The following is a 21393-nucleotide window of genomic DNA, read 5'->3' on the forward strand; positions in this document are numbered from 1 at the left end:
TAGAAATTTTTTATAAAGTCATAAATAGACCTATTATTGCTTATTTGCAATAATAGGTCTATTTATTTTTAACACTCCAAGTCTATATAACATAATATAGAGTATATTAATTACAAAAATGGAGTGAATTAGATGAGAAAGAAATATATATGTAGGAGTGCAGTTTCTTATATAAAAGGTGGACCTTTAGCCCCTGAAATTACAGGAGTTGTATTATTTCAAGATGTACCTGGCGGAACTGTAGTATATGTAAATATTACAGGTCTTCCAGATTACCAACCTGCAAAAGGAGAAAAGGCACCTATTGGACCACATGGATTTCATATTCATGAATTTGGAAATTGTAATGTAGGTTTATCTGAAGAACCATTTAAAGATGCAGGTGGACACTGGAATCCTACAAATCAACCACATGGGAATCATGCAGGAGACTTTCCAGTGTTGTTTTCAAATGATGGAAAATCTATCATATGGTTTTTTACTAATAAATTCAAAATTTCAGATATTATTGGAAAGTCTATAATTATTCATGAAAATCCAGATGACTACAGATCACAACCATCTGGAAATGCTGGTAGACGACTTGCATGTGGAATAATAAATACTTACAATTCTTGCATACCATATTTATGGTAAAAGAGCTTTGTGCATATGAGAACGTTAATATCAAATATACAAATGATAAAATTTTTTACAATTTAACATATATAATTAATATATACTTTAATACAAATAACAAGATATAAACTATATTTAACAAGAAATTTATAATAAAAAGGATTCAATATCATAAAATAAAAGTAGATAAAAGAATAATGTTTTTAAATATAAAAAACTTAATAAATAATAGCTGTACTCATCTTCAATCTGAAAAATTTAATATATAAGCTTAGCTTATTATAAAAAAATTGAAAGGAATGAGTAGTATGTTCAGTAAAGTTTATGAAAAGAAAGAGTTTATAATATTTCCTATAAAGAAAGGATATGTTGTTTATAATTTAAAAAAAGATTTTAGTAATGGACATACTCATTTGAGAAATTTTAACTCAGCAAAGATGGCTATTGATTTAGTAGTAAATAAAAAGATACCAAAGAGTACAAATTTTTATTATCTAACAAGTTTAATAAGAATCTCACAAGATGAAGATTATATTAATAAGATAGAAGAGCTAATTGAAACAAGAAAAAGTAAAGGAAAAAAGAAAAGTTACTATAATAATAGTTATTGTTGTAGATGATATAAGGAGGCTGGAAGCCTCTTTTTTTGTGCAACATTAGAAATGAGAAATAATATTTAACAAAATATAACATATATGAAAAATTATATTATAATAATAGAGAAGTATTTAATTGAGAGGGGTTATATATGGTTAATAAAAAAACAGTTATTTTATTTATAATTATACTAACTCTGATATCTTTATCTGCATACGCTTATAAAAGAACTTGGTATTTAGACTCTGTTATATCTAAGATAGATTTTAATAGAGTGTATGCTGTAGATGATAAAGGGGTACAGATGGCTATTGGATCTGGCTTTATACAAGATGTTAAAAAATCTCAAGAACAAGATGGATTAGAGTTTACAGTAGATAATATTATAGTTGATAAAAAAAGAATTGTAGTTTTTTATACTATAAAAAATAAATTAGATCATAGGTATATTAAAAGAATATACTATAGCTTATATGATGAAAATAAAGAACCTATAGAAGGATCTACAAGCCCTAATATATCTTATGAAGATACAGATCTTAATAAGGTGAAAAGAGTACATGATAGCTTCGAGATAATACTTTCTGAAGAAATAAAAACTCCATCAAAAATCAAGATGGATATAACGTTAAATGAATCTAAGTATACTTCACAAGAATATGATGAAATAATGAACTCTAATAAAATGAACGACTCAGATAATTCGAGTTATATGTATACTCTGTATATACCTATAGATAAGAAGATATTTGAAGCTAAAGAAAAGATATATAATATAAATGAAACTATAGATATTCAAAATCAAAATATATTTATAGATAATATTGTTGTTTATCCAACTGTTGCAACTCTTGATATAAGATATGATGAAGATAATACTATGGAAGTATTTGAAATCAAAGATTTGAAATTATCAACTTTGGATAAAGAATATAACTTGGGGATAAATAGCATTATAAGTTCTAATAAAGATGAATTTACTAGATCTTTATATTTTGAAAGTCCATATTTTGAGGATAGAGAAGAACTTTATATAAATGGTAGTGGTATAAAGGCTCTTGAAAAAGATAAACTTGAGGTAGTAGTTGATATAGAAAATAAAAAATTAATTAAATTATTAGTATCTAATTTGAAACTTAAAAAAGTAAGTGATGAAAAAGATTCTTTTTTAGAAAATAAAAATCATTATGAGTTAAAATTTGAATGTGATAGAGATATATCTTTTAGCTTTGAATTTAAAGATAAAGATAATGCTTCTTTTCGTGCTTACAGTGTAGGTTACTCAGAAGAAGATGACTATAAAGAAATATATTATGTGATAGATAAGGATGTAAAGTACAAAAATCCTATAACACTAACTATAAGCGATTATGATAATTTGATAAATAAACCTTTTAAGATAGAGGTTAAATAAAAAAATTATAATAAAACTCATGTGATTTCAAACTAAAATTATATGGGTTTTATTATATACAATTATTTATAAACAACATATATGATACTATTCTAATATTATAATAGGAGGTTATATATGACTGAAATTGAAATGATTTTATTATCACTCTTGTATGATAAGGACTATTATGGATATCAAATGGAGTCTATAGTTGAAAAAAGAAATATGAGAGAGTGGACAAATTAATATAAAGTTTAGTGATCTAATAAATGCAGATAAGAAAAAGGATAAAAGAATAAATCCAAAAAGGCTTCAAAGAAAAATAAAAAAAAAGAAAAAAGAAGAAAATTTGAACTAAAACAGAAGAAAAAGAGAGAAAAGCACAAAGGACATTAATAAATAAAACATGGCTTTGCAAAAACAGAATTGTATGCAAAGCCATGTTTTATTTTTTGCCTAAAAGAAAATTACTGGCATTTGACAACAAAAAAATATTGGGGTACACTGAAAATAGCATATGCCAAAAATGAAGTAGACAAGGAATGAAAAGTATATTTAAAAACTTAAAAAGGAGATTATTTAATGAAGAAAGAATTTTTATCAATAAAAAAGTTAATAGAGAAGAATGGATATAAATTCACTATTCAAAAGAGAATAATATTAGAGGAACTATTCAATGCAGATATTCATCTTACTGCAAAAGAAATATATAGCAAGGTAAAGAATAACAATATAGGTCTTGCAACGGTATATAGAACTATGAATTTATTTACAACAATAGGCATAATTAAAGAAATTCATGTAGATGGAATTAGTTATTATGAACTAAAAATGTATAGTAAAAAACCCCTACATATACATTTCAAATGTTATAAATGTAATAGTATAATAGATGTTGATAATTCTAGCGTAGAGATTAAATATTTGAAATTAAATAGAGAAATAGGAGAAAATGAAAAGTTGCAAATACATGATGCGAATATAATGCTTATAGGGTTGTGTGATAAATGCAGTGAGGATAAAAAGTTGTAAAATTAATAAAATAAAGAGTGGAATAAAGGAAAAAGTAATTAAAAAAAGACATGTAAATTTAGTTATTTATAATATAAATTAACATGTCCTCTATTATTAACCAAAAAATTCGGGTTTTTGTATATGATCTGAGCGAATCGCTCTTTGAAGTATAGTAAAATCTATTTTTTCATGATCGTGTTCAAGATCACATTTATATCTAGCTTTGCAGCTTTCACATTCTATATACTGATTAGAGTCAGTTTTGTCCCTTGTATCAAATAAAAAAGGGACATGAGAAGACTTATTTATAGATTCAACATTATTCATATCTACTTTATAAACATATACATACTTTGCCTCATATTTTAATGAAAAATCTTTGCCATTACAATTTGGGCATGATATAGATGTATCTATATTCAAAAACATCACCACCTTTTCTTGTAGTATTCCCATAAGCAATAGTATTATTAAAAATAATATTTTAGATAATCCATATATTAAATTAGTAAATTTGTACTTATATAAATAAAATGATACTATATCATATATACTAAATTAATAACAATTAGAAAGAGGATAATATTATGAATGCTAATGATTTAATCAAAGATACTATAGATAAGAAAGAATTAATTCAATTAGTTCTTAGCAATAAAAGAAATAAAGAGTTAGAGTACAACAAAATAAATATAAGACCTATAGAAATAAAAAATGACTTTATGTATCAGTTTACCTATATATATGCTAATAAAGAAATACACAAAAACTTATCACCTAAAGAATGCACTGATGAAATAATAGATAATATAAACGGAAACTTTAAGCAAGCTCAGATGTATTGTGTCAACAATGACTATCAAATACTTATAAGCAAAAAATTAAAGGCCACTGTGTTAAAGAAGAAAGCAACTAAAAAGCCTGTTGATACATCTCATAATAGAAAGAAAAAATATATACTAGAAGAGGATGTTCCGTGTGATTTTCTTCAGTATCTAGGAGTTATGAATGAAAATGGAAATGTCAAAAAACAAAAGAGAGATAAGTTTAGACAGCTAAATAGATTTTTAGAGATGGTCAAGGATGTAGAATTGAATTTTGATAAAAATAAGAAAATAAAGATTATAGACTTTGGATGTGGAAAGTCTTATCTTACGTTTGCTATGTACTATTACCTTGTGAAGATAGCTAAATTCAACGTTGAAATAGTAGGACTTGATCTTAAAAAAGATGTTATAGAGTATTGTAATAAGGTTGCTAGGGAATTAAATTATGAGAATTTGAGCTTCCAAATAGGTAATATATCTGATTTTAATGAATTTACAGAGGTTGATATGGTAGTAACTCTTCATGCTTGTGATATAGCTACTGATATGGCATTATTTAAAGCTATTTGCTGGAATAGTAAAGTTATATTATCAGTTCCGTGCTGTCAGCATGAGTTAAATTCACAGATAAAAAATGATTTGTTAAGTCCCATGTTAAAGCATGGGATAATAAAAGAAAGATTTTCATCTCTTGCGACAGATTCAATAAGAGCTAATCTTCTTGAGATACTTGGATATAATACTCAGATATTAGAATTTATAGAGACTGAGCATACTCCTAAGAACCTTTTAATAAGAGGTGTTAAATCTAGAGACAAAGTAAATAAATCTCTTGTCGATGAATATAAACAATTTAAGAAATTCTTAAATGCAAGTCCTTATTTAGAAAAGTTACTTTTAGAGAATAACATTATATCAAAAGAACAGCTAATATAGCTGTTCTTTTAGATTGCTTGAAGGATTCAAAAAGAGATTATTATTGAATAAAATGAATTTAATCATCAAAAAAAGATATATATAGTTTAAAAATAGCTCTAATTAAGTTATAATATAGTGGATTACATAGGTTAATAAGGGGGATATTGATGAGAAAACTATCTTTATATGCAATTATATTTATTTTTATATTTAGCATTAATATAAAGGCAACATACGCTGTAGAGTATGGACAAGATAATGCAGTAAACATACTAAATGGACAGATATCTGATACTAATGTATTTAATGAATGGGATGACTTTCATCAAGTAGTTAAAATAAATGAATATACTAATGAGTACATAAATTATCCAAAGGGATATTCAATACAGTTTGCAAATTATATGAATTTGGATACAAGTGAGTCTTTGTATAAGAGTAGCTTTACAGATGGGAATAGTATAATGGAAGTATATTATGATAAGGTGAATTTTAATGTTTACACTAATTACAGCAATAAATTTTTATACAACAGAGAGTATCACAATCTAGAGACTGACAAAAGAGTTAATATTAATGGTCATAATGTTAGAATTATAAAATGGAGTAGAAAGAAGCTTGAAAGAATTGATAAAGATTATAATTACTATGCAAGTGCTGAGATAAAGAAAAATAACAATGAAGTTTATACAGTGATTTTAAAGTCTCAACAGCCTATAGAATATTTTGAATCTCTTATTGGAACTATGAAGTTCTTTGAGCCAAAGGGGACTGCTAGAATAAACAAGATGTACGATAATATGGCCAAAAAGTGGAATTATTCTACTAAAGAGTTTTATAAAAATTATTTAACTAGTTCTGATAAAGTAAGTTTTGGAATATTTGAGCCTACAGCTCCAACAGATATGAATTATTTACATAGTTTAGAGAGTAGATTAGATTATGATTTTTCTGTTTTAGTAAAATATCAGTCTCTAGATTCAGAACTAGATATAGAAGAGCTTAAAAGAGCTTATAATGATAAAAAAATAGTTGAGCTTACACTTCAAACATCAAAAGCAGATTTAAGCCTTCCGGTGAATAAAAATATTAGCTACGACATATTGGATGGAGAGTATGACCATTGGCTGAAAAATTATGCTAAAAAAATTAAAAAGTTTGGAAAGCCAGTTTTATTTAGATTAAACAATGAGATGAATGGAGATTGGTGTACTTATTCTAGCTATTATTATTCAAAGGATACATTAATATTTAATGAACTTTGGAAATATATATATAAGATATTTGAAGATGAGGGCTTGGATAATGTAATTTGGGTATGGAATCCTAATGATAAGTCTTTTCCTAACTTTTCTTGGAATCATTATCTAAACTACTATCCTGGAGATGAGTATGTAGATGTTATAGGGCTTACAGGTTATAATACAGGTAACTACTATAAAGGAGAGGTTTGGAGAGAGTTTGATAGTATATATACTCCTGTATATGATGAATACACTAAACTATTTAAACAACCTCTTATGATAACTGAATTTGGATCTAATGATGTCGGTGGAGATAAGATAAATTGGGTAAACAATATGTTCAATACAATACAAAATTATCCAAGGATTAAAATAGCTATATGGTGGAATGGAATAGATTGGGATAGAAATGGTAACCCAGCTAGAACATATAGACTAGATACGAATGAAGATTTAATGAATGCATTCAAAAATGGATTTCAAAAAATAAAATAATACATGTATAACCCCCTTTAAATTGTCAATAATCAAAATAGATACAATTTAAAGGGGGATTTATTATGAAAAGAATATTTGGATTTATAATAATATTAGTTTTATTTTTCAGTATGGCATCATCAGCTGAGCAAGTTAATGTAGAAGACAATCAAAAGGATAAGAAAGATTATGAACTTATAATAGACTCTTTTGAAAAGACTAATTCTACTTTTGATAATTACAATATAAATGGCCATGCTATGATGGATAACAAATTTTTAAGCTTTGAAGAAATGGATAAAATAGTTGACGAACTTGTAACTAAATTTGATATTGATAAACAAAATATCGAATATACAAGAAGTGAACAAACAGATTTTAGACAAATATACGTATATGACAAAAATAGACAAAATAAAGCAGAACGAGGTATATCTATTATAATTGATAGCGAAAGATGTCAAAGTATGGAACAAACTCACATTATAGTTGACATTAACACGAATCAAGTGTATAAAGGTATAGTAGAGGATTATATTAAACTTAAAAATAATTTAAAAAAATATTCAAAAGATATAGATATATATTCTTGTATATCAGGATTTTTTGAAGGAAAAATAGATGAAAAATGTTATAATAATATAGTGGACAATATATTATCCAATTTAGATGCGCAAAAAAAAGATGAAATTCAAGATGTTAATATATTGTCAACAACAGGATATACTAAAAAATTAAGTGATTGTATAAAGTACGGTGAAGATAAGATAAATGTAAATGCTTCTATCAGATATAGTGAATACGATGATAAGACTTTTATTTACATAGGTACACCTCTTATAACATTAGAATATTAGGAAAGGACTGAAACGAGTGTCGAAGATAGTAGTTAGAAAAAGCCAACCTTTAAAAGGAACAGTAAAAATAAATGGAGCGAAGAACGCAGTACTCCCAGTTATAGCAGCAACACTTCTTGCAAAAGGACAATCAGTATTAAAAGGAGTACCAAACTTAAGAGATGTACATGTTATATCGGATCTTTTAAGACATTTAGGTGCTAAAGTAGAATTCAATGAAGATGTACTTACGGTAGATGCAACTAATATAGATACATGTGAAGCTCCTTATGAGCTTGTAAAAAAGATGAGAGCATCATTTTTAGTAATGGGACCGTTACTTGCTAGATTTAAAAGCTCTAAAATATCAATGCCAGGAGGTTGTGCTATAGGAACAAGACCTATAGACCTTCATCTTAAAGGATTCAAATCTTTAGGAGCAGAAATTGAAATGGATCATGGATTTATAGAAGCTAAGGCTGATAAGTTAATAGGAACTAAATTATATCTAGATTTTCCATCTGTTGGAGCTACTGAAAACATTATGATGGCAGCTGTATTTGCAGAGGGAACTACTATCATAGAAAATGTTGCTGAAGAACCTGAAATAGTTGACTTAGCTAATTTCTTAAATGAAATGGGAGCAAATGTTAAAGGTGCAGGAACTAACACTATCAAAATTAAGGGTGTAAAGGAGCTTAAAGGAGCTACTCATACTGTAATACCTGATAGAATAGAAGCGGGAACTTATATGGTAGCAGCAGCTATAACTAAGGGCGATGTATTAGTAGATAATGTATTAATAGACCATCTAAAACCTACTATTGCAAAACTTAGAGAGGTTGGATGTGAAGTTCACGAAATGGATAATGCTGTAAGAGTTATAGGTCCAGATGAAATAAAACCTACTGATATAAAGACTCTTCCTCATCCAGGTTTTCCAACTGATATGCAGTCTCAGTTTATGGCACTTTTAAGTGTCGCAAAAGGAACTGGTGTAGTTATAGAGACTGTGTTTGAAAATAGATTTATGAATGTATCAGAGCTTAATAGAATGGGTGCGAATATAAAGATAGAAGGAAGAAGTGCAGTAGTTCAAGGAGTGGAACAGCTTCAAGGGTCTACTGTAAATGCAACTGATTTAAGAGCAGGAGCTGCCTTAATACTTGCAGGACTTGTATCTGAGGGTGAAACTGTTATAGGAGATACATATCATATATTTAGAGGTTATGTAGACATAGATAAGAAGTTCAATAGTTTAGGTGCTAATATAGAAATTATAGAGGAATAATAATATGAGGGTTTTCATAGACTTTATTGATAGAGATAATCAAAGGAGGAAAGTCTATGAAAAACCCTTTTTTAGTTGTTGTGTATACTTTTTTAGTTATAGTAGTTTTACCTGTGATATTGACCATTGGAATATATAAGGATGATATATTTCAGGAAAAAATTGTACAAACTAAAATAACTGAATCCATCAATATAAAAGTTTACAATACAAAAACAGATAAGGTAGAAGATATGGATATAGAGCAGTATTTATATAATGTAGTTGCATCTGAAATGCCAGCAAGCTTTGATGAAGAAGCTTTAAAGGCACAGGCTATAGCGGCAAGATCCTATGTTTTTCATAAAATAGAAAATGGAGGAGATAAAATACCTCAGCATAAGGGAGCTGTAGTTTGTACGGATCATAGACATTGTCAGGAATACTTAGATACTAATACTCTTGAGAAACTACATGATGAAAAATGGATGAGTAAGTCTTGGCCTAAGATAAAGAAAGCCGTAGATGATACTAGGGGAATGGTATTGACGTATGAAGAAAGAACTATACAGCCTTTATATCATTCAACTAGTGGAGGTAAAACGGAAAATTCTGAAGAAGTATTTAGCTCAAGTCTTCCTTACTTAAGATCTGTTGAAAGTCCATATGAAGAAGAATCACCAAAATTTAGAGCAAATATGAAGATAAGTAAGAGTGATTTTGTAAACAAATTTAAGGGCGTTGGAATTGTAGTATCTGATAATATTGACAAAGATATAGAGATTATGTCTAGAAGCGAAGGCGGTTCTGTAAAAGAAATAAGAGTAGGTAATAATGTTATAAAAGGAAGTAAAGTTAGGAGCATACTGGGTCTTAATTCGTCGGATTTCGATATAAAAGTAGATGGCGACTTTATAAATATATTGACGAAGGGGTATGGCCATGGAGTAGGAATGAGTCAATGGGGAGCAAATGGGATGGCTCACAAAGGCTATAAATGCGATGAAATATTAAAGCATTATTTTAAAGGAGTAAGTATAGAGAATAAGTATTGAAGGGCTAAATAAGTCCTTCTTTTTTTATGTAGTAAAAAGTATATAATTTAAAAATTCGGTAAGAATATAGATGGAGGTGAAATTAATGGATAACAAAAAAAATAAATTTAAAAAATTATTAGAGAAAGATGGGTTTTATTTAGTACTATTTGTCTGCGTGTGTTTAGTAGCTTTAACTGCTGTATGGGTTACTAAAAACAGTATAGATAATATAGCATCTCAGAATGGATTTGTTAACTACGAACAAGGAGAGTTAATAGATGACGATAAAATAGCTAGCAATGAGGAGGATGAAATTCATCTTATAAAAGAAGACGATCAAGCTATACCTACAGCAACCGATTCTAAACAAAACTTGGCTAATGCAAAGGAAAAATTAAGACAGGAAAATGAAGCTAAAAAAGACCCTGACACAGAAGTTGCAAAAACAACAACTAAACAAATAAAAGCTATTATGCCAGTTCAAGGAAAATTAGGAAGAGATTATTCTGATAATACACCGACTTATTCTGTTACATTAGAACAATGGGAGTTACATAAGGGAATAGATATACAAGCTAAAGAAGGAACTCCTGTAAGTGCTTTTATGGATGGAGAAGTATTAGAGGTATTAAAAGATAGTGTACAAGGTATAACAGTTAAATTAAAACATCAAGACAATATAGTGAGTGTCTATAGCAATTTATCTTTAGAAACTAAAGTTCAAAAAGGCCAAATGATAAAGTGTAAAGATATTATAGGTAATGTAGGAAATACATCTATAATAGAGAGTAAAGAAGGACCTCACTTACATTTTGAAGTTCTAAAAGATAATAAAAATATAGATCCTTTATCTATAATAAATTCTAATTAACAGGCTTAACCTTTAAATAAGGTTAAGCCTGTTCTATTTTTCGTACAAAACACATATATATGATTAAAGACTATTCCTTTAAGGAGGGGGACCGTTGAAGGCATATATAGAAGAAAGAACAGTAACTATAGCTAAATACATAATAGAGAAAAGGACTACAGTAAGAGAAACTGCAAAGAAATTTGGAGTTAGTAAAAGTACAGTACATAAAGATATAACCGAAAGGTTAGAATCTATAAATCCAGTGCTTGCCGAAGAAGTAAAAAATGTATTAGATAAAAACAAATCAGAAAGGCACATAAGGGGAGGAATGGCTACAAAATTAAAATATGAAAGCACTAGTAAAAATACAGGATAAATATACCTGTATTTTTTTCTTGACGAAATCCAAAATTTTGTATATTTTTGTAGAAGGAAGAAATGTAGAATAATTCAAACGAAAGGTAGGAGACATGCTTAATGGTTAATCCGAATATAGGAATAGATTTGGGTACAGCAACGGTACTTGTTTATGTAAAAGGTAAGGGAATAGTCTTAAAAGAACCGTCTGTAGTTGCTATAGAAAAAAGAACAAAAAAGGTTTTAGCGGTTGGAGAAGAAGCTAGAAAAATGATTGGAAGAACACCTGGAAATATAATTGCTATAAGACCTCTTAGAGATGGAGTAATATCTGATTATGATGTTACAGAAAAAATGCTTAAATATTTCATAGATAAGGTTATCGGGAAAAGAGGGTTTTTCAAATTCTTTAAGCCAGAAATAGTTGTATGTGTTCCATCAGGAGTTACGGAAGTTGAAAAAAGAGCTGTTGAAGAAGCAACGAAGGAAGCAGGAGCAAGAGACGTGGATTTAATAGAAGAACCAATAGCTGCAGCAATAGGTGCTGGACTTGATATATCGCAAGCTGAAGGTAATATGGTTATAGATATAGGTGGAGGAACAACTGATGTAGCTGTAATATCATATGGTGGAAATGTTGTAAGTACTTCTATAAAGGTAGCGGGAGATAAATTTGATGAAGCTATAATAAAATATATGAAAAAAAAACATAGCTTACTTATAGGGGAAAGAACTGCTGAACAGATTAAAATAAATATAGGGATAGCATATCCTAAAGAGGTTGAAGAGACTATGTCGGTAAGAGGTAGAAATTTAGTATCAGGACTACCTACTACTATAGAAATAACTTCTAGCGAAATGTTAGAGGCCTTAAATGAGTGTATAGCACAAATCGCAGATGCAGTACATAGCGTATTAGAAAAAACACCTCCAGAATTATCTGCTGATATAAGTGATAAGGGGATAGTAATGACAGGTGGAGGATCTTTACTTTGGGGACTTGATAAATTAATATCTCAAAGAACGGGTATAGATGTATATATAGCAGATGATGCGGTATCTTGCGTTGCTAAGGGAACAGGAGCATATGTGAATTCTGGTATATTAAAAAATATTAGAAAATAGCATAACAAATAAGTCTAAAGTATTATATAGTTTAATCAAATTTAATTAAACTTTTCTACTATTTATGCCGAAATATAGTTAGCAAAAACTTTTTTGGAGTGATATTATGTTTAGAGGCCTTTACACTGTGACATCAGGTATGCAGACTAATCAAAAAAAATTAGATGTTATTAGTAATAACATAGCAAATGCTAATACATCTGGATTTAAAAAAGATGTAGTAATTTCAGAAGCTTTTCCTGAAATGCTGATAAGTAAGATAAATGGGAAATTGGAAAATGATATAAACAATACAAATGGTAAATTGAAATTAGATATTCAAAGAGATGGACAAGGATTTTATCTTAAATCTAATAAAGGTTTTTTTACTGTAGATAGCCCTATGGGGACAAGCTATAATAAATCAGTAAGATTTAGTGTAGATGAAGAAGGATATTTAAAAACATATACTAGAGATATAGATAAAGGAATAGACACCAGTACAGGATTCTATTTATTAGATTCTGAACAAAACAAAATAAAAGTTGATAATAATGATATTCAAGTTGATGATAAAAGTGGAAATATTATATCTAATGGAAATGTAGTAGCAAATCTTATTTATACTCCGTCTAAAAATGTTATAGGAACTATAAATGGAGGGCTAAGACTTGATAGAATTCAAACTAACTTTATTTCAGGACAGATGAAGCAAACTGATAATAAATTAGATTTTGCTATAAAAGGTAAAGGATTCTTTAAGATTCAAACTGAGGATGGAATTAGATATACAAGAGACGGTTCTTTTTTACTAAACGATAAAGGAGAACTAGTTAATGCAGATGGAAATTATGTACTTGGAAAAGAAGGCATAATAACTATGGACAAAGGCTTTAAGATAAATAAAAATGGAGACATATATATAAAAGATGAATACTATGGTACAGATGAATACTATGACACAATAGATGTAGTAAATGTACTAAATGTCAATGCCCTTAGAAAAGAAGGAAACAATTTATATAAGGTAGAAGAGGGAATAGACCCAAATGAACAAAAATTTGATGCAGATCTGCTTCAAGGATTTATCGAAACTTCTAATGTGAATTCAGTAAATGAGATGGTGGATATGATTACTGTGTTCAGAGAGTATGAAAGTAATCAAAAAGTGGTAAAAGCTTATGATGAAATGTTAGGAAAGGCAGTAAATGAAATAGGAAAAGTTTAATTGGGGGTGTAGATTATGAGAGCACTGTGGACTGCTGCTAGTGGAATGAAAGCACAGCAACTTAATATGGATAATGTTTCTAATAACTTAGCAAATGTTAATACTACAGGTTATAAAAAACAAAGAATAGAGTTCAAGGATTTATTATACGAAAATATAAAAAAATCTAATTTGGTAGAAGGACAAGGTAGTCCATCTAATCTACAAATAGGACATGGTGTTATGACATCTGCTACTAGTAGAATATTTGAAAATGGAAACCTTGAAAGAACAGAGAACCCGACCGATTTAGCTCTTGATGGAAAAGGATTCTTTGCAATACAAAGCCCAAATGGTCAAAATCTATATACAAGAGATGGGTCATTTAAATTAAGTGTAGATGAGGACACTAAAAAACTTGTTACAACAGAAGGCTATACAGTTTTATCTGCAGACGATGATGAAATAATAATAGAGGATGGTCAGACGGATTTTAATGTAGATGCAGCTGGTTATATTACTGTCAAGAATGCGGATGGAGAAACTGAAGAACTAGGTCAAATTAAGATTGTTCAGTTCTTAAATCCATCAGGTCTTGAAGCTACAGGTAAAAATCTCTATAAGGCTACAGGTGCGTCTGGAGAAGAAATAATTCTTGATGAAGAAGATTCTGAAACTAGTGTGTATCAAGGTTTTTTAGAGACTTCAAATGTACAAGTAGTAGATGAGATGATAAAGATGATAACAGCTCAAAGAGCATATGAGATGAATTCAAAGTCTATACAAACAGCTGACGATATGATGCAGATGGCTAATAACCTTAGAAGATAGGTTGGTGATTTAAGTGAATATAACAAATAATTATACAAACTTAGATACATTAAAGAGTAAGGTTAAAAATACCAAAGAAGATGATAAGAAGCTTATGAAAGCTTGTGAAGATATAGAAGCAGAGTTTTTAAAAATAATGCTAAAAGAAATGAAAAAGACTATTCCTAAGGATTCTTTGTTTGAGAAATCTCAAGGAAGAGAGATTTTTGAAGATTTATATGCAGAAGAACTTGCAGTTAAGTCTTCAAAATGTTCATCTTTAGGATTAGCTAAAAGTATATACGATCAATTTAATAAAACATATATTAAAAAATAGCCATTATCTAATAGATATAGGCTGTTTTTTTGTATATTTTTTATGGTATACTAATTATAAAATTAGTACTAGATACTATAAGGAGGTTTTAAAATATGCTTAATGTAGATGAAATAAAAAAGATAATACCACATAGATACCCTTTTCTACTAGTGGATAAAGTAGTTGAATTAGAAGAAGGTAAAAGAGCAGTTGGTATAAAGAATGTAACTGTAAATGAGCCTTTCTTCCAAGGTCATTTCCCGGATTATCCTTTAATGCCAGGTGTTTTAATTGTTGAAGCTATGGCTCAAGTGGGAGCAGTTGCTATGATGACAGTAGAAGAAAACAAGGGAAAATTAGGAGTTTTCACAGGAATAGATAAAGTTAGATTTAGAAAAGAAGTAAGACCAGGAGATACTCTTAAAATGGAAGTTGAAATGATAGCTATGAGAAGAGGAATAGGAAAAGCAGAAGCTAAGGCTTATGTTGGAGAAGAATTAGCTTGTAGTGGAACTTTAATGTTTGCATTGGTAGATAAAAACTAAAATTTCAAAAGTGTTAGTACTTAAGAGAAAAATGAAGCCCATTAAAATAACGATACTTAATTAATATTTTTATAAAACTAAAGACAGCGTCTTATTAAATGCCCTAAAACTTCATAAACTCACTATGTCCAAACAATGAAGTTTTTTAACGGGTATTTAAACGACGCAGTCTAAGTTTTATAGAAAAATATTAATCAAAAGTATCTAACATTTTAATGAGCTTCATTTTTAATATTTATACTTAAATGTTTAAGTATGTTCATAAAAGTTTTTTATATATTGAGGAAAATCTTATTCAATAATAGTTATTAAAATTAAAAATATGTCTATGAAAATGTTAGCTAATCTTTTATATATTTCTCTTAACGACTTAGAGAAATATATAGTATATTAGCGGTATTTTTATAGACATATTTTAATAACTTACATATAATAAAGATTTTTTATTATGGATGAATTTATAGACAAATTTTCTTTAAATAGTATATTATAGTAGGATAATAAACTTTGGGGGTATAATTATGAATTTTATGTCTACATTTAATCAGGTATTTATGTTATTTGCACTAATATTAATAGGCTATACAGCAAATAAGAAAGAACTTATAACTCAAAATCTAAATAAAGAGCTTAGTAACATAGTTTTATATATAACTCTTCCAGCGTTAATAATAAAATCTATGCAGTATGATTTTTCGAAAGAAATGTTAAAAAGTAGTATAGGAATAATAATAATATCTATATCGATGTATTTAATGTCAATATTAATATCTTTTTTTGTTATAAAAAACTTGGATGTAAAGGGAAAGATTAAAGATATAATACAATATTTAATTATATTTCCTAATGTAGGTTTTATGGGGTATCCAGTTATAAGTTCTATTTATGGAGATTCTGGTGTTTTTTATACAGCACTATTTAATATGCCGTTTAATATATTAGTATGGAGTTTAGGTGTTATGATAATGTCTAGACATTCTGATAAAGATAATAGTGTAAATATAAAACAAATAGTGTTTAATCCGGGTATGTTTGCAATAATAACAGGATATACTTTGTTTTTATTATCTATAAAGATACCAACTCCTATATATAATATATTAAATGTGCTTGCAAATACAACGACACCTATGTCTATGATACTGGTTGGGTCAATACTAGCTCAATCTAGTATAAAAGAAGCAATTAGAAATAAGTATTTACTTATAGTTTCTTGTTTAAGACTTTTGATTATTCCGTTTATAGTATATCTTACTTTAAAGAATGTATTTCATCTAAATGGTTTATTATTAGGTATACCATCTATCGTATCTGGAATGCCAAGTGCTGCAAATTGTGCTATATTTGCAACTAAATACGATAATGACCATATATTAGCGTCTCAAGGGATATTTATAACAACGTTATTATCCGTAATAACAATACCGTTAATCGTCTTCATGATGAATAGTAACTTATAAAACTCTGGCATTATACATAACATAGCTTAGAGTACTAAAACATCAACTATTCTAAGCAACGGGGTCTGTGAAGAGTCGTTGGCGACATGAGCATATGCGTTAGCATAATGCGAACCTTATGATGAGAGTATGATAGACGTTGCTATTAACTCTGACATCTGAACGATAAAACTAAGACGTATGTTATTAAATGCAAATTTACTATTTTCATCAATTTCATCAACTATGGCAACTATTGAATAATCGCCTATTTGAGGAAGTGTTTTTCCAACTCCTTTTCCAGGAAGAATAGGGCCTTCTCTGATTTGAATATTGCCTATATTATTAACTTCTCCTAAACAAGCATCTATAGCTACGAAATTAGCTTCTGGATGTTTGTTTTTTATATAATCTAGTGATTCATGAATATTCAAGGCATGAATAGGATCATCCAAAGTTCCATAAATAGGATATTTATAATCACTGTTCTTTAGCATAGTTCCAACTAGGGGACCTAGAGAATCGCCTATGCATCTATCTGTTCCTATACAAATTATAACCGTGTTATCGTTGATTATAGTTGTTAAAATTTCTTTCAAAACACAAATGACGTTTTCTTCTTTATAATTTGCCTTAGCTAAATACACAGATAGCACCTCCTAATTAATTATATGGAGAAAATAAAAAAATATGAGAAAGTTTAAATCTAAACTTCCTCATATTACATGGTATGCTTAAAACTATGATATGGTTCTTGAAAAGCGTATAAAATTTTATGTTATAGTTTTTTTCGAGAACTTACGATGACAGTACTTATTAATAAAATTTAAATTTTTAATCAGACAAGCTTTTATAAAATCTTTAGTTAAAGAGCTTTCTATAAGTATATTCTATATCTGTTCCGTCTATATTAATTAGAAGATATCTATAATCATTTAAGAAGTCGTTTTTATATACATCTTTGTAGTCTGGGATGCTTATAAACCTTACATTATCTTCTACTGTTTGATTAAAATCATTTCCTCTATAAACAACGTAGACATTCTTATCTTTTGAAGCTTCGTGTAGAGTTCTTTTGAATTCATAAGCTTCATCTTTTATTTTTAAGGATTCTTTAGAATTAAGCACTATGAATATATTATCAAGTGTAGTATCTAGTGAATTTCTAAAAAAGTCCCATTGACCCTCTGATTTAAAGAAACCTCCATTTGAGCTGTTAAGATTTATTATAAGGTTGTTGTCTACAACTTGACTTGAATAAGATCCATTAAAGTTGTAGTAAGGTTTATTTAGTTTTTCTTCAAATGCTGCATTTGAATTAGATAATAATAATAAATTATCTGCATTTTTTTCTATATCTTGTCTATATTTTATATGAATTAGATTATCAAGTAGTGTGTTAACTTTATTCATATCGCTTAAAAAAGCTATATTTATACCTTTCTCTCCCAATTCATCCACTAAATTAGGGTCTGTATTTGATTTTCCAACTATAGTTATAGGTATAGAGACATCTTCACCTTCATATTCTACATGGATAATACCTTCTCCTGAACTAGTTGGAGTAAATACATTTTTATCAAATGTACCATCTATTCCTGATACACTAAAATCTATATTTTCAACAGGTATATTAAGTGGGTCAAGGTCTGAATCGAATGTATTTACAGTAAGCTTGAACCTTTCATCAACATATCCAAAATCTTTGTCTATGAATGCTTCTATAGAATCAAACTCATCTTTTTCACCTGTTGATTTAATGGCTAAAGAATCAACTATCCTTCTTTCGGCCCCACCTACTAATGTGTTTACTATAGTATCTTTTACTATAAGATCGGTAGATCCTCCTCCATCGAAAAGCATAGCATCCTTGCAACCTAAAGATTTCATGTAATTAGCAACATCTTCTTCTTGCATACCTATAACATTAGGAAGTCTTCCATCTGTTGTAAATAGGATAAGTTGATTGTCGTAAGTCAAACCTACTGCAGATCTTTGGCTTTTACCAGAGACTTTTTGTGTTGGGGGGTATATCTCTCCGTCTTTTAATATTAAGCTTCCGCCTCCTAAAGCAAGATCTATATTATTTTCATAATCAAGGCTGAATGTAGAATTTAGTTTTAGCTCATCACCCAGACTGAAAGAATCTCTAAGTGTTATGCCGTTATTTCCAGCAGCTAACAATACATATCCATTGTCTGGTATTTCAATTGAAGGTTGTCCATATCTTATATCTGTAACGACATCATCTACAACAACTACTTCACAAAGGTCGTAGTAAGTATCATTAGCTCCTGGTGAGTTTTTGAAATATTCACTTGTATACATAACTATGTTTCCGTAATATGTACTAGGTTTATTTACAGCTGCTATCGGAAGTTGTGTATTTTTTGTTATATCAGTTATACTTACATCTGGTTTTAAGTAACTAAAGAAAACATTTTTATCTTTATCAACTAAGAACGATGAGTACTTATTTATTTGATAATGAGGATTTGATAAGACTTTACCATCCTTAACCATAGGCCCTAATGAAAATGCAGGACTTGACATACTAAAGAAGTCTCCGTTTATAGCGGCTAGTATATCGCCATTATCTTTATTTAGAGAATCATTTTTTACCATATCACTGACTTTTTGAGTCTTACTAAACCCGTCTTTGTTGAATAATAAATCTAATTTTATGTCAGGATTATCTAAGTCTACATAAACTAGATTTATATTTTGTATACCGCTTTCTGTGAAAGAGTAAACATTTTTATATGTTACGCCCTTTGCAAGCATTATTTCTTTTTGACTTTCTCTTATAACTGAGTTTGCAAATATACTAGTTGAAGATGAAAGTATAAAGAAACCTGCTAACATAAAGCTTATAAGTTTTTTATTCATAAAAATCACTCCTTTTCTAATGACTCAGGTTTAAACCATAATTGAGTTTGTTCTTTATTTTGCATAGCTTTAAGCATTTTCTTTTTAAAATCGGGAACCTTACCTCCTAGGTCTCGTACAATTTCATTTGCAAATTCTCTTTTTGTCTTGCCGTCAACAGGGCAAGGGCTTTTGAGAACTGGTAGACTATTTCGTTCAACTGATTCTATTATGCTTTTCTCTGATATATATATTAAGGGTCTAATAGTAGTTATATCTGTTCTATCAAGGTATGTAACTGGCTTGAATGTATTAATTCTTCCTTCGTAGAACATGCTTAAAAATAAAGTTGATATTCCATCGTCAAGGTGGTGTCCTAGTGCTATTTTATTTATTCCTCTTTTTTTTGCTTCGTCATTTAAAGCTCCTCTTCTCATTTTAGAGCATAATGAACAGGGGTTAGACTCTTTTCTTTCATCGAATACTATTTTAGATATTTCGGTTTTGATTATAGTATAGGGAACATCTATTTCCTTTAAAAATTTTTTAGCAGCATCCAAATTCATATTTTCAAACCCAGGGTCTACTGTTATAGCTTCTAGCTCGAATTTATTAGGAGAGAATCTTTGAAATAATTTAAGTGCGTATATAAGAGATATACTATCTTTTCCTCCAGAGAATCCTACTGCTATTTTATCGTTATCCTGTATCATAGTGTAATCATCACAGGCACGCCTTATTTTTCCAAGTATTTTTTTCATTTTGCCACTCCTTGTTATGTAGTTGCAATTCAAATATTTACCTTACAAAGAATATAATGTAAGTGGAAAACTTTAGTATGTATACAATATTTGAATCTATACAATGAGTTTATATTAAAAATAATATAAATTCAATTACAATAAGATTAAATTTTAATATATAATAGAGGTATTGAATTTTGAAAATGAGGAGTGACAATATCAATGATTTCAGAATATATACATTTGATTCTTATATCTATGGTTCCTATAATTGAACTTAGAGGGGCTATACCTGTAGGTATAATTCAAAATTTAAATCCTATATATGTCTACATATCGTGTGTTATAGGAGCTATAATTCCAGCTCCGTTTTTGATAATGTTTTTTAAGGATTTACTTAAGTGGTTAAAAAAGAATAAATATTTTAAATGGTTTGGAGATTTCTTAGATAATAAGGTAAATAAGAACAGTGATAAGATAATGAAAAGAAAATTATTGGGCATAATACTATTTGTTGGAATACCTCTTCCTACTACGGGAACATGGACGGCAGCCATGGTTGCCTCTGTTTTCAACATGAGGATTAAAGATGCTGTACTAGGAATTGTTATTGGTAATATATTAGCTGGAATGATAGTTTCGTTTATTACATTAAATTTTACTTAAATACTGATTGACAAATGAATTTTAAAATAGTATTATAGACTGAGTCAGTTAATTGAATACAATCTTAATACCTTATTAAGAGAGGTGGAGGGAATAGGCCCGATGAAACCCAGCAACCATCCAGTAATGGAGAATGGTGCTAATTCCTACAAAGCTAAGCTTTGGAAGATGAGGTCTAATTTAAGTTCGAATTAGTCTCTTCTTTTGCGGAAGAGATTTTTTTATGTATAAAATAAAAAATTATATTG

22 protein-coding genes and 1 riboswitch are annotated in these 21393 nt (G+C 28.8%); of the genes, 18 read left to right on the forward strand and 4 right to left on the reverse strand.

Annotation, left to right across the window (positions count from 1 at the left end):
* The first annotated feature begins 132 nt into the window (after positions 1-132).
* The 4 genes from M2214_RS00540 (at position 133) to M2214_RS00555 (ending at position 3643) form a co-directional block, all read left to right on the forward strand.
* Positions 133-636, forward strand: coding sequence for a superoxide dismutase family protein (locus M2214_RS00540; protein WP_248481612.1), 504 nt, complete (start codon positions 133-135; stop codon positions 634-636).
* A 290-nt stretch (positions 637-926) separates the two neighbouring features.
* Positions 927-1238, forward strand: coding sequence for a hypothetical protein (locus M2214_RS00545; protein WP_248481614.1), 312 nt, complete (start codon positions 927-929; stop codon positions 1236-1238).
* Between the two features lie 128 nt (positions 1239-1366).
* On the forward strand, positions 1367-2629 hold the full coding sequence (locus M2214_RS00550; RefSeq protein WP_248481616.1) for a DUF4179 domain-containing protein: 1263 nt from the start codon (positions 1367-1369) through the stop codon (positions 2627-2629).
* A 564-nt stretch (positions 2630-3193) separates the two neighbouring features.
* Positions 3194-3643 carry a Fur family transcriptional regulator gene (locus tag M2214_RS00555; RefSeq protein ID WP_248481618.1) on the forward strand — a complete coding sequence of 150 codons (450 nt, stop codon included), beginning with the start codon at positions 3194-3196 and terminating at the stop codon, positions 3641-3643.
* A 96-nt stretch (positions 3644-3739) separates the two neighbouring features.
* Here M2214_RS00555 and M2214_RS00560 read toward each other — a convergent pair whose 3' ends face one another.
* Positions 3740-4048: a hypothetical protein gene (locus M2214_RS00560; protein ID WP_248481620.1), complete on the reverse strand. Its 309-nt coding sequence runs from the start codon at positions 4046-4048 to the stop codon at positions 3740-3742.
* Positions 4049-4212: 164 nt separating this feature from the next.
* Between M2214_RS00560 and M2214_RS00565 the strand changes: the two genes are divergently transcribed.
* From M2214_RS00565 to M2214_RS00625, 13 genes are all read left to right on the forward strand, one after another.
* Entirely contained in the window at positions 4213-5388 is a 1176-nt protein-coding gene (locus M2214_RS00565) for a class I SAM-dependent methyltransferase (RefSeq protein ID WP_248481622.1), read from the forward strand.
* A gap of 149 nt (positions 5389-5537) precedes the next feature.
* The gene (locus M2214_RS00570) at positions 5538-7109 is read left to right on the forward strand and encodes a glycoside hydrolase family 26 protein (protein WP_248481624.1); all 1572 of its coding nucleotides are present in this window, start codon (positions 5538-5540) and stop codon (positions 7107-7109) included.
* A 65-nt stretch (positions 7110-7174) separates the two neighbouring features.
* On the forward strand, positions 7175-7948 hold the full coding sequence (locus tag M2214_RS00575; RefSeq protein WP_248481626.1) for a YwmB family TATA-box binding protein: 774 nt from the start codon (positions 7175-7177) through the stop codon (positions 7946-7948).
* A gap of 16 nt (positions 7949-7964) precedes the next feature.
* Positions 7965-9218: a UDP-N-acetylglucosamine 1-carboxyvinyltransferase gene (gene murA / locus M2214_RS00580; protein WP_248481628.1), complete on the forward strand. Its 1254-nt coding sequence runs from the start codon at positions 7965-7967 to the stop codon at positions 9216-9218.
* 56 nt (positions 9219-9274) lie between these two features.
* Positions 9275-10252, forward strand: a complete 978-nt coding sequence (gene spoIID / locus M2214_RS00585) for a stage II sporulation protein D (RefSeq protein ID WP_248481630.1) — start codon at positions 9275-9277, stop codon at positions 10250-10252.
* Between the two features lie 85 nt (positions 10253-10337).
* Positions 10338-11105 carry a peptidoglycan DD-metalloendopeptidase family protein gene (locus M2214_RS00590; protein WP_248481632.1) on the forward strand — a complete coding sequence of 256 codons (768 nt, stop codon included), beginning with the start codon at positions 10338-10340 and terminating at the stop codon, positions 11103-11105.
* Between the two features lie 94 nt (positions 11106-11199).
* Positions 11200-11463, forward strand: a complete 264-nt coding sequence (gene spoIIID / locus M2214_RS00595; RefSeq protein ID WP_248481634.1) for a sporulation transcriptional regulator SpoIIID — start codon at positions 11200-11202, stop codon at positions 11461-11463.
* A gap of 101 nt (positions 11464-11564) precedes the next feature.
* Positions 11565-12569 (forward strand): rod shape-determining protein MreB, encoded by a 1005-nt coding sequence (mreB, locus tag M2214_RS00600; protein WP_248481635.1) that lies wholly within the window; start codon positions 11565-11567, stop codon positions 12567-12569.
* A 106-nt stretch (positions 12570-12675) separates the two neighbouring features.
* Positions 12676-13776 carry a flagellar hook-basal body protein gene (locus M2214_RS00605; protein WP_248481637.1) on the forward strand — a complete coding sequence of 367 codons (1101 nt, stop codon included), beginning with the start codon at positions 12676-12678 and terminating at the stop codon, positions 13774-13776.
* Positions 13777-13791: 15 nt separating this feature from the next.
* Complete coding sequence (flgG, locus tag M2214_RS00610; protein WP_248481639.1) at positions 13792-14586, forward strand: flagellar basal-body rod protein FlgG; 795 nt, start codon at positions 13792-13794, stop codon at positions 14584-14586.
* 13 nt (positions 14587-14599) lie between these two features.
* Positions 14600-14902 carry a rod-binding protein gene (locus M2214_RS00615; protein WP_248481641.1) on the forward strand — a complete coding sequence of 101 codons (303 nt, stop codon included), beginning with the start codon at positions 14600-14602 and terminating at the stop codon, positions 14900-14902.
* 95 nt (positions 14903-14997) lie between these two features.
* Positions 14998-15429: a 3-hydroxyacyl-ACP dehydratase FabZ gene (gene fabZ / locus M2214_RS00620; protein WP_248481642.1), complete on the forward strand. Its 432-nt coding sequence runs from the start codon at positions 14998-15000 to the stop codon at positions 15427-15429.
* A gap of 521 nt (positions 15430-15950) precedes the next feature.
* Positions 15951-16889 carry an AEC family transporter gene (locus tag M2214_RS00625; protein WP_248481644.1) on the forward strand — a complete coding sequence of 313 codons (939 nt, stop codon included), beginning with the start codon at positions 15951-15953 and terminating at the stop codon, positions 16887-16889.
* Between the two features lie 116 nt (positions 16890-17005).
* Here the strand turns inward: M2214_RS00625 and yyaC are convergent, their stop codons facing one another.
* From yyaC to M2214_RS00640, 3 genes are all read right to left on the reverse strand, one after another.
* Complete coding sequence (gene yyaC / locus M2214_RS00630; RefSeq protein WP_248481646.1) at positions 17006-17515, reverse strand: spore protease YyaC; 510 nt, start codon at positions 17513-17515, stop codon at positions 17006-17008.
* A gap of 214 nt (positions 17516-17729) precedes the next feature.
* Positions 17730-19757: a phosphodiester glycosidase family protein gene (locus M2214_RS00635; protein WP_248481647.1), complete on the reverse strand. Its 2028-nt coding sequence runs from the start codon at positions 19755-19757 to the stop codon at positions 17730-17732.
* A 5-nt stretch (positions 19758-19762) separates the two neighbouring features.
* Entirely contained in the window at positions 19763-20497 is a 735-nt protein-coding gene (locus tag M2214_RS00640) for a tRNA 2-thiocytidine biosynthesis TtcA family protein (RefSeq protein WP_248481649.1), read from the reverse strand.
* A gap of 204 nt (positions 20498-20701) precedes the next feature.
* Between M2214_RS00640 and M2214_RS00645 the strand changes: the two genes are divergently transcribed.
* Complete coding sequence (locus M2214_RS00645) at positions 20702-21145, forward strand: COG2426 family protein (RefSeq protein ID WP_248481651.1); 444 nt, start codon at positions 20702-20704, stop codon at positions 21143-21145.
* A gap of 69 nt (positions 21146-21214) precedes the next feature.
* A riboswitch (SAM riboswitch) is annotated at positions 21215-21320 on the forward strand.
* The last annotated feature ends 73 nt before the right edge of the window (positions 21321-21393 follow it).

Origin of the sequence: Tepidibacter aestuarii (assembly GCF_934924865.1) — a bacterium.
Taxonomy (GTDB): domain Bacteria; phylum Bacillota; class Clostridia; order Peptostreptococcales; family Peptostreptococcaceae; genus Tepidibacter_A; species Tepidibacter_A aestuarii.